The organism is Mesorhizobium sp. M0217 (assembly GCF_040321955.1).
Lineage (GTDB): Bacteria > Pseudomonadota > Alphaproteobacteria > Rhizobiales > Rhizobiaceae > Mesorhizobium.
On sequence record NZ_JAMYSN010000017.1, the window covers coordinates 77,408 to 91,522 of the forward strand.

Below are 14,115 nucleotides of genomic sequence, written 5' to 3' on the forward strand. Positions count from 1 at the left end.
TATAGTGTTCTTCAGGATGATATCGATCGCCGGCCAGCCGCCGCCTGAGGCCACGGGTCCAATGCGCAAAAAGGGATCTGAACCGCCCGATCATTTTGTTGGCCGCGATTTGTTGGCGAATTTTTTCTAACTTCGACTGAAAAAGTAGAATAAAGCTATCGATCCGTCTAATCAGTTGTTCTTGTAAATTCGATCGGAATTGGTTCTTAATGCACACATGACGCTGGACCAGTTGCGCATTTTCGTTGCCGTTGCCGAACGCGGCCATATGACCAAGGCGGCGGAGCTTTTGGGCATCTCCCAGTCGGCGGCGTCGGCGGCCATCCGCGCTTTGGAAGAGCAGCATGGCGTTCATCTGTTCAACCGTGTCGGCCGCAACATCGAGCTGGCTCAGACCGGCCACCGTTTCCTGCCCGAGGCCAAGGCGGTGCTGGAACGCGCCGCCGCCGCCCGAAATGTGCTGGAGCATGTCTCGCAGACGGTCGCCGGCAGCCTGTCGATCGCCGCCAGCCTGACCATCGCCAGCTACTGGCTGCCGCGCAGGCTGGCCTCTTTCCATGAAGCCTACCCGGCGGTGCGCTTAAGCGTCAGCATCGGCAACACCAGGCAGGTCGAGGCCAATGTGCTCGACGGCACCGCCGATCTCGGTCTGGTCGAGGGGCGCACCGAGTCAGACATCCTCCGCCGCACCAAGGTCGACGTCGACAGGTTGATGCTGGTCGTCGCCGCCTCGCATCCCGAAATCGCCGAGATCGCGCCGGGCCGCCCGGATATCAGAGGGCTGCGCTGGATCATCCGTGAGGGTGGTTCGGGCACGCGCGAGGTGCTGGAGGACCTGGCCCGCCGCGAGGGGATATCGCTTGGCGACCTGCAGATATTTCTGGTGCTGCCGAGCAACGAGGCGGTTCGCCAGGCGGTCGAGGCCGGCGCCGGCGCCACCATCATCTCGGACCTCGTCGTCGGACGCGCCGTCGCCGAGGGCAGTCTCCGGTCGGTGCCGCTCGAACTGCCGAAGCGCGACTTCGCCATGATCACCCATCGCGACCGCCAGGCAAGCCTCGCCCAGATGGCGCTCAAGGCGCATCTCGGCGCTGAGGCCGTCAGCAATCCGGCGTAAGCGATCAGGCGAACTTCCGCTGTGCATCCAGCGCCAGGCCAAGGCCGACCGAACCGAACATGTCGCCCTCGATAACGGCGGCTTGCTGCACCAGCGACAGGATTTCGCGCCGTGCCAGCGGGATGGCGGTCGAGCCGCCGGTGAGGAACACGGCGGTGATGTCGGACGCTTTCACGCCAGCATCGGCAATCGTCTGCCGCACCGTAGCGGACACCCGCTCGATGTCGGCGGCGATGGTCTCTTCCAGGCCGGTCCGCGAGATCTCGGCGGCGAAATGCGCGCCAGGCAGCGCCACCGTTACATCGGCCGAAGCCTGATCCGTCAGCGCGATCTTGGCTCGTTCGACGAGGCCGGCCAGCGCATGGCCGTAACGGTGCTCGACAATATGGATGAAGCGGTCGACAAGGTCGGCGCGGACGGCCTCGAAGCGGATTTGCCTCAGATGCGTCATCGCCTTGGCAGTATAGACGAGGTTGATGCGCTGCCACGTCGCGAGATCAATGAAATAGCTCGCCGGCAGGTTGCGCTTGCCGTCTTTTGTGGGCGAGAGATAGCCGAGCTTGGGCATGACATGGGCGATGCTGAGCAGCCGGTCGAAATCGGTGCCGCCAATATGGATGCCGCGGTTGGCCAGGATATCGTCCTTGCGGTCGCGTGAGCGGGCGCGTTGCGGCGAAACGCGCACGATCGAGAAGTCGGACGTGCCGCCGCCCATGTCGACGATCAACGCCAGTTCCTCGCGCTTCACGTCCTGCTCATAGTCGAGTGCTGCCGCAATCGGTTCGAACTGGAAGGCGATGTGCTTGAAGCCTTGCGCGCGCGCCGCTTTTTCAAGCTCGCTTTGCGCCTTGGCATCGGCTTCCACATCGTCGTCGACAAATTGCACCGGCCGGCCGAGCACAACGTTCTCCACCGGAGCGCCGGCATCTTCCTCAAGCCGCTTCTTCAAATGGCCGACGAACATGCCGACAATGTCGATGAAACCGATCTGCCGGGCCTTGATCCGCGTCTTCTCATGCGCCAGCGAACTGCCGAGCACGCTCTTCAGCGACCGCATCAGCCGGCCTTCGATGGCATCGGTGTAGTCGGCAATGGCGCGGCGGCCGAAATAGGTGTGACCGTCCTCGAAGTTGAAGAAAACCGCGCTTGGCAATGTCGGCTGTCCGCCTTCCAGCGCCACCAGCCGTGCCTGGCCGTTGCGGATCACGCCCACCGTAGAATTGGACGTGCCGAAATCGATGCCGCCAAATGCCTGGTGCATTGCAGCCTCCTGTCATTGGGTCGTCGCTGTGGCAGGCGTCCGCAAGGCGCGCGCCGTCCAGAGGCCTGACCGTTCTGCCGAATGATTGTGCGTGTTACCCGAGGGTTGGGAGGCGGCGGTCTATCGCAAGACTGAGAAAAGGGGAACCCCTTTTCCCCGGAAATGGGTCCTGCGCGTCAATCCCTGCGGAAAATCAGCCTGCCGAGCCATCCCGTGATCATGGCCAGCGACACGGAGAAGACGCCGTAGAGAAAGGAGTAATCATGCGCGACGCGGAAGATCGACTGTTCGAAACCCGATTTGCGGATTTCGAGCTGGGCCGAGCTTTCCTTGAGGAACAGGCCGCTCTTGAACAGGAACGCGCGGGCTTTATGCGTTCCAACCGGGACGTTGGGCGCCAGCCGCACCGTGGCGCGAAACAGGTTCTGCGACAGGAACTGCACGCCGCCGACATTCTCGCTGTAGAGGCCGGTCGCCGCCTTGCGCTCGCGCAGCGCCACGGTGAATTCCCCGATCGTCGCCGGACTGTCGGTTACGTCGGCCGGTTGCATGTAAAGGTTGGAGGCGCCGAGCGACAGCTGCTTGTAGCTGTTGGGTTCGGTGATGTCCTGCAGCGGCCGCGTCGTGGCGACGGAGTAGGATACCGGCACGTTCTCGAAGGTCTCGGATTCCAGGTTGACCCAGACGCCGAGCACGCGGTCCTTGCGGCGCACCACCACCGGCCGCGGCGGGCCTTCGAGCACGACGATGACGTCGTAGCGCCCCTGCCGCGCGACCAGCGGGTCGGGATTTTCCAGCGAACCGAAAATGGTCAGGTCGGCGCCGGAAAAACCGGCGGTGATCGACACGGCGTCGGTGGAGAGACCGATCTGGATGCCTTCCGGCAAGGGGTTCGGCGATTGCGCTGCGGCCGGCAGAGCGACGGCGATAAGCAAAGCGGCGGCCGAAAAAATCCCCCACCGCGGCATCAGTTCAGGCCCGCGGCGGTCAGCGAATAGAGGTTTGGCGGCGTGACGAAGAGATCGATGGCAAGCCGGATCGCGACCGCCAGCACCAGCAGCGCCAGCAGTGCCCTGAGCTGTTCGCCGCGCAGCTTCTGTCCTGCCTTGGCGCCATATTGCGCGCCGGCAACGCCGCCCGCCATCAGCAGGAAGGCAAGCATGACGTCGACCGTCTGGTTGGTGGTGGCGTGGACAAGCGTGGTGTAGGCCGAGGTGAAAATGATCTGGAACAGCGAGGTGCCGATGACGACGTTGGTCGGCACTTTCAAGAGATAGATCAGCGCCGGCACCATGATGAAGCCGCCGCCGACACCCATGATCGACGACAGGAAGCCGATGCCGGCGCCGAGCCCCAGCACCGGAATGACGCTGACGAACAGCTTCGAGGCCCTGAAGCGCATCTTCAGCGGCAGCCGGTGGATCCAGTTGTGCTGGCCGGATTTCTTCAAGACCGGCGCCGCACCGCTGCGCGTGGCGCGTAGCGCATTGACGCTCTCGACCAGCATCAGCCCGCCGACGGTGCCGAGCAGCACGACGTAGAGCAGCGAAATGAACAAATCGAGTTGGCCGAGCCGGCGCAGGAAGGCAAAGACAAAGATACCACCGGTCGAGCCGACGATGCCGCCGGCCAGCAGCACCCCGCCGAGCTTGAAGTCGAGCGTGCCGCGCTTCATGTGCGAGAGCGCGCCGGAGAAGGAGGAGGCGATAACCTGGTTGGCGCCAGTGGCAACGGCGATTGCCGGCGGGATGTTGTAGAAGATCAAGAGCGGCGTGATCAGAAAGCCGCCACCGACCCCGAACATGCCCGACAGGAAACCCACCGCCGCGCCCATTGCCAGCAGCACGAAGACGTTGACGGAAATTTCCGCGATCGGGAGATAGATGCCCACCCGTCAGTCTCGATCAGTTTGCCTGTCGGCGATTGCAGCCATTCCAGGGCATTGTCGCACCGAAAAGCCAATTCTTTCTTGCACCGCCGGGGCAGTGGGATCGAACCCCGCCGCCCTACCGAAACAAAAAACATCTCAAGCAGTTAACAGGCAAATGTATGGCAAGGGCGTCGCGTTAGCGACGCATCTGCCGTTATTTGTGCGCCAGCAGCGCCTTCACCAGCTTTTCGTCGATTTCGCCGGTCGCCTGCATCTTGTTGTCAGTCTGGAAAGCCATGATTGCGGTCTTGGTCTTGCCGCCCATCACGCCATCGGCGCCGCCGGCATCGTAGCCGTTCTTGTTGAGGATGAGCTGGATGTTCTTGACCGCCTTCTTCATGTCGACGCTGGCGGTGGTCTGCGGCGTGCCTTCCTGCCAGGATTCAGGAATATCGGCCGAGTTGGACGCCGGGTCGAGCGGCTTCGGCTTCCACAGTTCCGTGGCGGCGCGCGCCCGCTCCAGCTGTTCGGGGCGCAGCGCAGTGGCGACCTCGTCGCGCTTTGCAGCCGCATCCTTGTCGCCGGTCTTGGCGACGAGCGCGAACCATTTGTAGGATTCCTCCAGGCTCTGCTTCATGCCGACGCCCTTTGCCGCCAGGATGCCGAGATTGAACTGGCTGTCCTTGACGCCGACATCGGCCGCCGCCTGAAACCAGTGCGCGGCCGATTCATTGTCGGTCACGCCGTCGGCGGCCATGGCAAACAGAACGGCCAGATTGTGCATGGCGCTGGCATTACCCTGCGCGGCGGCGAGCTGGTAGAAGGTCTTTGCCTTCTTGACGTCGCGCGTGACGCCGATGCCCTTCTCGTAGAAATTGCCGATGCGGTATTCCGCCGGTGCGAAGCCGAGCTCGGCCGACTTTTCGTACCATTTGGCCGCTGCCGCCATGTCTTCCTTGACGCCGCGCGATTCAGCATAGCGCGAACCGAGCTCGAACAGCGCCTTGGCGTCACCGCCGGCAGCCGCGTCGCGCAAGGCTTGCGGGCCGGCATCGGCCGGAACGTCTATCTTGGCCACGACAGGTGTTGCCGCGGCATCAGCCGGCGGAACGGCGCCGGTAGTATCCGAGGCCGTCGTATCCGAGGCCGAGGGCGCCATGACGGCGGCCGCAGGCTGCGCGTCGGCAGCCGCCGGTTCCGCAGTGGCGGTGGTCGGCAGCATTGCATTTGGCGTGGGGGCCGGATCGGCCAAAGCCATCGGCGCGGGCTCCACCGCCGGCACTTCGGGCCCAGCGACCGAGGCGGCATTCATTGGCGCATCGTTGCCAGCTGCCGGTTCCCTGGGCTCCGCCTGCCTGACGATCCGGGCCGGCACGTCCTGCACGGCCACCTGCTGTTCTGCCTTGGGTTGGCTGGCAGCGTTGACCGAGGCAGTCTCGACCGGCTGCGAGGCGACGATCGGCGCTGTATCGTTGCTTGCGACCTCGACCGGGTCGGCGAAGAAGGCCTTGCCCAACTGGAGGCCGGCAAGCGCCAGCATGATCGCGACCGCTCCCATCAGGATCGGCTTGCGCCGCGCCTTGAGCAGGTCGCCGATACGAAGCGCCTTGACCGGGCCCTTCATGGTGGACTGGCGTTTCAGTGCGTCGGCCTCGGCGGCCGCGGCTTGCGCCGCGCGCCTGGCCGCGGCAATGAAGTCGGATTTCGATGCATCGCCGGAGTTTTGGCGCACCGGTGGGCCACGCTCGTCGCGCACGCGCTTCATGATGGCGTTGAGGTCGGGCGCGCCGGAGCCCGGCTCCAACGGCCGGTTGGCGAGCTTCGGATCGAGCGGCTCGTCGAGATCGACGCTCGGCATGTCGACATTGGGCCCCGAGCCGGCAAGCGGCGGCATGTCAGCCGGCTTCTTGCCCCTGAAGGCGCGCGCCAATCCTCCGAACAGCGACTTCTTGGCCGTGCCTTCGCCTTTCTCGGCAATCCTGTCGGAACCGAGCGCTGCCTGGGCAGCGGCCGCGGCAGCTTCGGCTGGCGAGCGCCGCACTGGTTCGCTGCCCATGACCGGGTCGCTACGCGTACCCGGGTCGCTGCGCATATCCGGCTCGCTGCGCATGATGGCGGCGGCGCGGCCGTCGAGATCGGCCATGTCTCCGGTCAGCGGCAGCGGCTGGTCGATATCCATCGACGGCGCGTCCTGCACCGAAATCTTGGAGGCGCGTGCAGCGCGGGCCCGCCGCGCCGGCTCGGCCTGGGCATCCAGAAGCTCGCTCACCGCCTCGGCCGGTTCGCTGGTCTCCAGCGAGCCCAGACGATCGACGATCTTGAGCAACGTGTCGTGGATAGCCTCGAATGTCCGTGAATTGCGCTCGTCCGAACGGCGCGTCAGCGCTTCCAGCGTCTTCAGATCCTGAGCAAGGCCGGTAACGGCCGCGGTGTTGGCGTTGGAATCTGCCAGCGAGCGCACGGCGCTCTCGGCTGCTTCGCGTGCCGCGCCCATGATGGATTCGCGGGTTCCGGCCAGCGACTTCTCGATTTCGTTGAGGCGCGGGCTGATGTCCTCGAATTCCGGCAGCGGCGTGCCGGGCTTCGACAGATGCGCCGATAGGCTGGAGACCTGCGCCTCAAGGCTGCGGATCAGTGCCGGATCGATGCCGGCGACCTGCGCGGCCGACGATTCCAGCCGGCTTGAAATGTCTTCGAGCCGGCTTTCCAGGCCGCGGATCGCCGCCTCGTTGGCAGGATCGGGAATGCGCGTCTCCATGCGTTGGGCGAGCGCGGTGAAGCGTGCATCGATGGCGTCCATGATGCCGGCGCTGTCAGCCTGCGGCTGGCGCTGGTCCAGCCGGTCGGCAACCTCGTCCAGCCGCCGCTCGAGATCGCGAAACAGCATGTTGCCCTGTTCGATGGCATCGCCCTGCCGACGTTCCATCATGCCCGACAGCACGTCGAAGCGCTGTTCCAGACCCTGGAAGATATAGTCGGCGTCGGGCATGGCCGGGGCGCGGTCGATCTTGTCGGCGATCATCGCGATCTGCTTGCCGAGGCGCTCCATCGCCTGTTCCGGCAGATTGGCGCGGCCGGCAAGCTCGTCGACCCTGTTCGACAGCGTGCTGAGACGGTCGAGAACCTCGCCGCTCGGACGAACCTGCACGACTTCCTCGATCTGCTGCGCCAGCGAGGCGATCCGCTTCTCGATGCGCTCGAACGGTTCGGGGTCGAAGGAATTGGCCTGTGCGGCGACGGTCGAGGCGACGATGGCGCGCGAAATCTCGTCGAGCCGTTCATCGATCAGGCCAAGCGTGTCGCCGCCGCGGTTGCTCTGCTGGCTGACGAAATGATCGACGGCGCCGGCAAGCGTGCGGACCTTTTCTTCCATCGAGCGCAGCGACAGCGATTCCGGCAGATTGTGGACCGCATTGCTGATCTGTTCGAGCCGGTCGGTCAGGGTCGAAAATCCGGGGCCGTCGGCGCGGTTGCGCTGGTCGGCGTCGACACGGTCCTCGAACGCGCTCCAGCGGCGGTCGAAATCGTCCCAGCGGCGGTCGACCTTGAGCACGCTTTCCTCGCGCGCCAATGTGTCGAGCGCCGTCTTTACCTGCTCGAGCTCGAGCCGCAGCATGTTGACGCTTCGGTCGTCGCTCTTCTCGGCCAGCGTCTGGATGGCGCCGGACAGCCGCTCGAATTCGACGCCGAGTTCGGCGCTGCCCTTGCCGGGCAAGCCGCCTGCCTGACCACCCGATTGGTTGCTCGCCTGGAAGGCCCGTTCGATGTCCTTGCGCAACGCGGCGAATTCGCGCTGCAGGCCGGCCGTCATCTGATGGCGCAGTTCCTCGCGCAGGCCACGCAATTCGCCGGCGATCTTGCCGACCACGGCGACGCTGTCTTCCTGGCCGCGCACGCGGTCGATGTCGCGCGCGATCGCCTGATAGTTCTGGTCGAAGCCGGCCGGCCCGGCGCCTTTCGGCCGCGGCGTGGGCTGCGGGTCCTCGTACCAGCGCGGCGGGGCGTAGGGCTGGGCGCTTGCGTAGCGCGGCTCTGCCGGCGGCCGGCGCGGATCGAAGCGCTCGGCGGCGTCCTCGCGCTTGCGCTCCAGCCGCTGCTCCAGCGTTTCCAGCGAGCGGTTCAATTCATCAAGTGTGGTGTTCGGCCTGCGCGGCCTGCCGGCGTTGAGTGTATCGAGATAGGACCGCTTGCTGTTCATCGATGCGTCCGTTTTTCAGAATGGCTGGCTTGCTGCCAGTTTCCCAAGTCCTTGTCGGGAACGAAGGCGGCCGCGCGGCACTGCTGCGGCGGAAGACGAGCTTCCCGGGCCAGGCCCGCTCTCCGAAAAACCGTGAAAAATTCGCTACAGGATAAACACGGGTGACCGACATCCGCACATTTCACCCATCGTGGTAAACAAGGTGTTAACCAAGCTTAAGAAGTTACGGCATTGCTGAAATACAGGCGGTGCCCGTTCGGACCCGGCGCCGGGGGTGCGGCATAAGGTTTCGCAATCCCAGAACGCCCTTGCGTCATGCGGCGGCTATCGATATAGAATTGACGTAAACGTAAGAGGGGCGCCGTTCGTGCCTTTTGCGATGAATTAGTTGAAACCACGACTGGAAGCATGCCCCCGCTTCCACTCAGGCGTTGCAAGGTCCGAGACCGCGATGCCACGACAGGGGAAAGCCAGTGACTATGAAACTTGTTTCGCCCGGCGAAGCCGCGGCCAACACCAACAATATGTCTGCCGAAGCCAGTGAGGAGCTCGTGCGCATCGGCGAGATGGCCAAGAAATACGGCGTGACGCTGCGCACGCTGCGTTTCTATGAAGACAAGGGCCTGCTCAATCCAAAGCGCGATGGGGCGACGCGGCTATACACGCGTCGCGACAAGGCGCGGCTGAAGCTGATCCTGCTCGGCCGCAAGGTCGGGTTCTCGCTACGCGACGTCAAGCAGATGATGGATCTCTACGATCCGACGGGATCCAACACCAAGCAGCTGCGGCTGGCTCTCGACAAGTCGGAGAAGCAGCTTGCCCGCCTGCAGAAGCAGCGCGCGCTGATCGACGACGCCATCAACGAGTTGAGCGGCTCGATGTCGGCCGTGCGCCAGATGCTGTCCGAGCGTTCGGCCCCGGCCAGCGCCGCCAGCTGATTTTGCTCCGCAGCTCCCGGCGAAAGCTTTGAACGGAAGAGCCGCGCGGCCGCCCGCGCGGCTCTTTTTGTTTGACCCCCCTTGCTTTGCGCAAAGCCATGCACCGCTCGTGCGACAGGCTGGCATAAGTAAATTTTGTCGCGGCGACTAAATTGACGTTTACGCAAACGTCAATTTTTGCTATCCCGCTTTCAACATTGGCCCGCATGCCGCCCCAACCTCATGTTTCGGGGCTCGATCTCGCGGCCAAGACCCGCATGGTGGAGGAAACACATGCCGATCTACAGGGCGCCGGTCCAGGACACGCTGTTCGTGCTCAACGAGGTGCTGGGCTATCAGCGCTACTCCAACCTTCCCGGATTTGCCGACGCGACGCCCGACGTTGTCGAGGCGATCCTCGCCGAAGGCGCCAAGCTCGCCGAAAACGTTATGCATCCTCTGAACCGCGTCGGTGACGTGGAAGGCTGCGTGCGCCATGAGGACGGCTCGGTGACGACGCCGAAGGGCTTCAAGGAAGCCTACGACCAGTATCGCGAAGGCGGCTGGATGGGACTGGCGGCGCCCGTCGAGTTCGGCGGCCAGGGGCTGCCCTATGCCGTGCACACCGCGGTTGCCGAATACATGGTTTCGGCCAACATGGCGCTGATGATGTATCCCGGCCTGACGCAAGGCGCGATCGCGGCGATCATCACCCACGGCACCGACGAGCAGAAGGCGACATGGCTTCCGAAGCTGGTCGAGGGGTCCTGGACCGGCACCATGAACCTGACCGAGCCGCATTGCGGCACCGATCTCGGTCTGCTGCGCACCAAGGCGGTGCCGAACGGCAACGGCACCTACAAGATATCCGGCCAGAAGATCTTCATCTCGGCCGGCGAGCACGACATGTCGGAAAACATCGTTCATCTCGTGTTGGCCCGCATCGAAGGCGCGCCGGCAGGCGTGAAGGGCATCTCGCTGTTCATCGTGCCAAAGCTGAAGCTCGATGCCTCGGGCAATCCGGGCGAGAAGAACACGCTCTCCTGCGGGTCGATCGAGGAGAAGATGGGCATCCACGGCAATTCGACTTGCGTCATGAATTATGACCAGGCCGAAGGCACGCTGCTCGGCGAGGCCAATGGCGGCCTGAAGGCGATGTTCACGATGATGAATGAAGCCCGCCTCGGCGTCGGCCTGCAGGGCCTGTCGCTGTCCGAGATCGCCTACCAGAACGCGGTCTCCTACGCCAAGGACCGGCTGCAGGGCCGCTCGCTGTCTGGCGCCAAGGCGCCGGACAGACAAGCCGATCCGATCATCGTCCATCCCGACATCCGCCGCTCGCTGATGACCATGAAGGCCTTCAATGAGGCCGGCCGCGCGCTGGCGCTGTGGACGGCGATCAAGTCCGACATCGCCCACCGCTCCGCCGACGACAAGGATCGCCAGGCGGCCGACGACTATACCGGCCTGCTGACGCCGGTGATCAAGGGCGTGCTCACCGACAAGGGTTTTGACCATGCAGTCATGGCGCAGCAGGTGTTCGGGGGCCACGGCTACATCGAAGAGCACGGCATGAGCCAGTTCGTGCGCGATGCCCGCATCGCCATGATCTATGAAGGCGCCAACGGCATCCAGGCGCTCGACCTCGTCGGCCGCAAGCTAGGTCTGAATGGCGGCCGCGCCGTGCAGGCCTTCTTCAAGGACGTCGGCGAGTTCTGCGAGGAGAACCGCGCCGACGAGAAGCTGGCGCCTTTCACCAAGGCGCTGAAGAAGGGCCTCAACGATCTGCAGGCGGCGACCATGTGGCTGGTGCAGAACGGCATGGCCAAGCCCGACAATGCCGGCGCCGCGTCGACCGATTACATGCATCTCTTCGGCCTGGTCGCGCTGGGCTATATGTGGGCGCAGATGGCCAAGGCCGCGCTCGGTAAGACCGGGGCCAATGGCTCCCAATCTGTCCACGAAAATGGGGCTTTTTACGATAACAAGATGGTGACGGCGCGCTTCTTCATGGAGCGGATCATGCCCGAGACATCGGCACATCTCGCCCGCATTTCCAGTGGTGCGGACACGCTAATGGCGCTGCCTGCGGAAGCGTTCTAGAAATGGCTGGCGTCCCCCTCCCCCTTGAGGTGAGGGTGGCCCGAAGGGCCGGGAGGGGTCCTTGCGTGCAGTGCGCCGGCTGGTTGGCGCTTTGGTAGGAGATGATCGCAATGCCCCAAACCCGCGTCAATTCCGAAGATAAGGTCGAGCACGTCATCGGCGACCCCACCCGACCGCTTCGCGGCCACCCTCCCCTCGAGGGGGAGGGGGACGTTGGCGCGGGAGAAACGGCATGACAAATCCAGCCGAAGTGCTCTCCTTGCCGAAGCCCGCCTGGGCGGCGGACGAGGTCGGCATGCTCTACGACATGGCGCACCGCTTCATGTCGGAAGAGATCGCGCCGCGCTACGACGAGTTCGAGAAGAACGAGATGGTCGACCGCGAGAGCTGGCGCAAGGCGGGTGCCGCCGGCCTGCTCTGCGCCTCTATGCCGGAGGAATATGGCGGCTCCGGCGGCACCTTCGCGCATGAGAGCGCCATCATCGAGGCGATCGGCCATGTCGGCGTCGACGGTTTCGGCATCGGCCTGCACAATGCGATCGTTGCTCCTTACATCCTTCATTACGGCTCCGAGGAGCAGAAGAAGAAATGGCTGCCGAAGCTGGCAACCGGCGAACTGATCGGCGCCATCGCCATGACCGAGCCGGGCGCCGGCTCCGACCTGCAAGGCGTCAAGACGCGCGCCGAGAAGGACGGCAACCAGTACAAGATCAACGGTTCGAAAACCTTCATCACCAATGGCCAACTGGCCAATTTCATCATCGTCGTCACCAAGACCGATCCGGCCAAAGGCGCCAAGGGCACCTCGCTGATCGTCGTCGAGGCCGACGAGGCCGAAGGCTTCGAACGCGGCCGCAACCTCGACAAGATCGGCCTGAAAGCCAACGACACGTCGGAGCTGTTCTTCAATGATCTGCGCGTGCCGACCTCGAACCTGCTTGGCCACGAAGAGGGACAGGGCTTCATCCAGCTGATGCAGCAATTGCCGCAGGAGCGCCTGCAGATCGGCACCGGCGCCATCGCCATGATCGAACGCGCCCTGGCGCTGACCATCGACTACGTCAAGGATCGCAAGGCTTTCGGCAAAGCGATCATCGAGTTCCAGAACACCCAGTTCAAGCTCGCCGAACTGAAGACCGAGGCCACCATCGGCCGCGTCTTCTACAATGATTGCGTCACCCGCCACATCAATGGCGGGCTGGATCCGGTGACGGCGTCGATGGCGAAATACTGGCTCTCGGACCTGCAGGGAAAAGTCGTCGACGAATGCCTTCAATTGCATGGCGGCTATGGCTACATGAATGAATATCCGATCGCCCGCATGTTCCGCGACGCCCGCGTCCAGCGCATCTACGGCGGCACCAACGAGATCATGAAATTGCTGATCGGCCGCTCTCTCTGAGAGCGACGTCGGCAAAGCAAGGAGCAAGCAAATGGCTGAAGCTTATGTCTATGACGCCGTGCGCACACCGCGCGGCAAGGGCAAGAAGGATGGCTCGCTGCACGAGGTGCCGGCGGTGCGGCTTGCGGCCAGGACGCTTGAAGCGTTGCGCGACCGCAACGGCCTCGACACTGCAAACGTCGACGACATCATCTTCGGCTGCGTCGATCCGGTCGGCGAAGCCGGCTCCGTCATTCCGCGTGCCGCCGCCTTCGAGGCCGGCTACGATAACAAGGCGCCGGGCATGCAGATCTCGCGCTTCTGCGCCTCAGGCCTCGACGCCATCAATTTCGGCGCCGCCAAGATCGCTCAAGGCGCCGACGAGATCGTCATTGCAGGCGGCGTGGAATCGATGTCGCGCGTCGGCATGGGCGCCTCGGGCGGCGCGTGGTTCATGGACCCGTCCGTCGGCCTGCCCGGCTGGTTCGTGCCGCAAGGCATTTCGGCCGACCTGATCGCCACCAAATACGGTTTTTCGCGCGACGACGTCGATGCCTATGCGGTCGAGAGCCAGAAGCGTGCGGGCAAGGCCTGGGCCGATGGCCGTTTCAAGAACTCCGTCATACCGATCAAGGACCAGAACGGCCTCACCATCCTCGATCATGACGAGCATATGCGGCCGTCGACCGACATGCAGTCGCTGGCTTCGCTCAACCCGTCCTTCGTCATGCCTGGTGAAATGGGCGGCTTCGACGCGGTCGCCGTGCAGAAGCACCCTGAGGTGGAAGAGGTCAACCACGTCCACCATGCCGGCAACTCGTCCGGCATCGTCGATGGCGCGGCCGCCGTACTGCTCGGCTCGAAGAAGGCCGGCAAGACGATGGGCCTGAAGCCACGCGCCCGCATCCGCGCCTTTGCCAACATCGGCTCCGAGCCGGTGCTGATGCTTACCGGTCCGGTCGACGTCACCGAGAAGCTTCTGAAGCGCGCCAAGATGAAGCTGTCGGATATCGACCTGTTCGAGCTTAACGAGGCCTTCGCCTCGGTGGTGCTGCGCTACATGCAGGCATTCGAAATCCCGCACGACAAGATCAACGTCAATGGCGGCGCCATCGCCATGGGCCATCCGCTCGGTGCCACCGGCGCGATGATCCTGGGCACGGTGCTGGACGAGCTCGAGCGCCGCGATTTGAACACCGCTCTGGTGACGCTCTGCATCGGCGCCGGCATGGGCACCGCAACGATTATCGAACGCGTCTGATTTTCGG

9 protein-coding genes are annotated in these 14,115 nt (G+C 64.1%); 5 read left to right on the plus strand and 4 right to left on the minus strand.

What is annotated here, in order from left to right; all coding sequences use genetic code 11:
- Positions 1-217 precede the first annotated feature (217 nt).
- A complete protein-coding gene (locus NKJ18_RS23540) occupies positions 218-1,117 on the plus strand; it encodes a LysR substrate-binding domain-containing protein (RefSeq protein WP_023699495.1) in 900 nt (299 codons plus the stop codon).
- 4 nt (positions 1,118-1,121) lie between these two features.
- Here NKJ18_RS23540 and NKJ18_RS23545 read toward each other — a convergent pair whose 3' ends face one another.
- The 4 genes from NKJ18_RS23545 to NKJ18_RS23560 all read right to left on the minus strand — a co-directional run bounded on the left by NKJ18_RS23545 (position 1,122) and on the right by NKJ18_RS23560 (position 8,446).
- Positions 1,122-2,378: an Hsp70 family protein gene (locus NKJ18_RS23545; protein ID WP_352759882.1), complete on the minus strand. Its 1,257-nt coding sequence runs from the start codon at positions 2,376-2,378 to the stop codon at positions 1,122-1,124.
- Positions 2,379-2,554: 176 nt separating this feature from the next.
- Positions 2,555-3,346 (minus strand): TIGR02186 family protein, encoded by a 792-nt coding sequence (locus tag NKJ18_RS23550; RefSeq protein WP_023834315.1) that lies wholly within the window; start codon positions 3,344-3,346, stop codon positions 2,555-2,557.
- A complete protein-coding gene (locus NKJ18_RS23555; protein WP_023669608.1) occupies positions 3,346-4,269 on the minus strand; it encodes a sulfite exporter TauE/SafE family protein in 924 nt (307 codons plus the stop codon). Before NKJ18_RS23555 ends, NKJ18_RS23550 begins: the two co-directional genes overlap by 1 nt.
- Positions 4,270-4,462: 193 nt before the next feature.
- Complete coding sequence (locus NKJ18_RS23560) at positions 4,463-8,446, minus strand: peptidoglycan-binding protein (RefSeq protein ID WP_352759885.1); 3,984 nt, start codon at positions 8,444-8,446, stop codon at positions 4,463-4,465.
- A gap of 479 nt (positions 8,447-8,925) precedes the next feature.
- On the opposite strand from NKJ18_RS23560, the gene NKJ18_RS23565 reads away from it, so the two are divergent.
- The 4 genes from NKJ18_RS23565 to NKJ18_RS23580 all read left to right on the plus strand — a co-directional run bounded on the left by NKJ18_RS23565 (position 8,926) and on the right by NKJ18_RS23580 (position 14,108).
- Entirely contained in the window at positions 8,926-9,384 is a 459-nt protein-coding gene (locus tag NKJ18_RS23565; protein WP_023669610.1) for a MerR family transcriptional regulator, read from the plus strand.
- A 273-nt stretch (positions 9,385-9,657) separates the two neighbouring features.
- Entirely contained in the window at positions 9,658-11,466 is a 1,809-nt protein-coding gene (locus NKJ18_RS23570; protein ID WP_352710375.1) for an acyl-CoA dehydrogenase, read from the plus strand.
- A 232-nt stretch (positions 11,467-11,698) separates the two neighbouring features.
- Positions 11,699-12,868 carry an acyl-CoA dehydrogenase family protein gene (locus NKJ18_RS23575; RefSeq protein WP_023696702.1) on the plus strand — a complete coding sequence of 390 codons (1,170 nt, stop codon included), beginning with the start codon at positions 11,699-11,701 and terminating at the stop codon, positions 12,866-12,868.
- 31 nt (positions 12,869-12,899) lie between these two features.
- Complete coding sequence (locus NKJ18_RS23580) at positions 12,900-14,108, plus strand: acetyl-CoA C-acetyltransferase (RefSeq protein WP_023669613.1); 1,209 nt, start codon at positions 12,900-12,902, stop codon at positions 14,106-14,108.
- Positions 14,109-14,115: the final 7 nt, after the last annotated feature.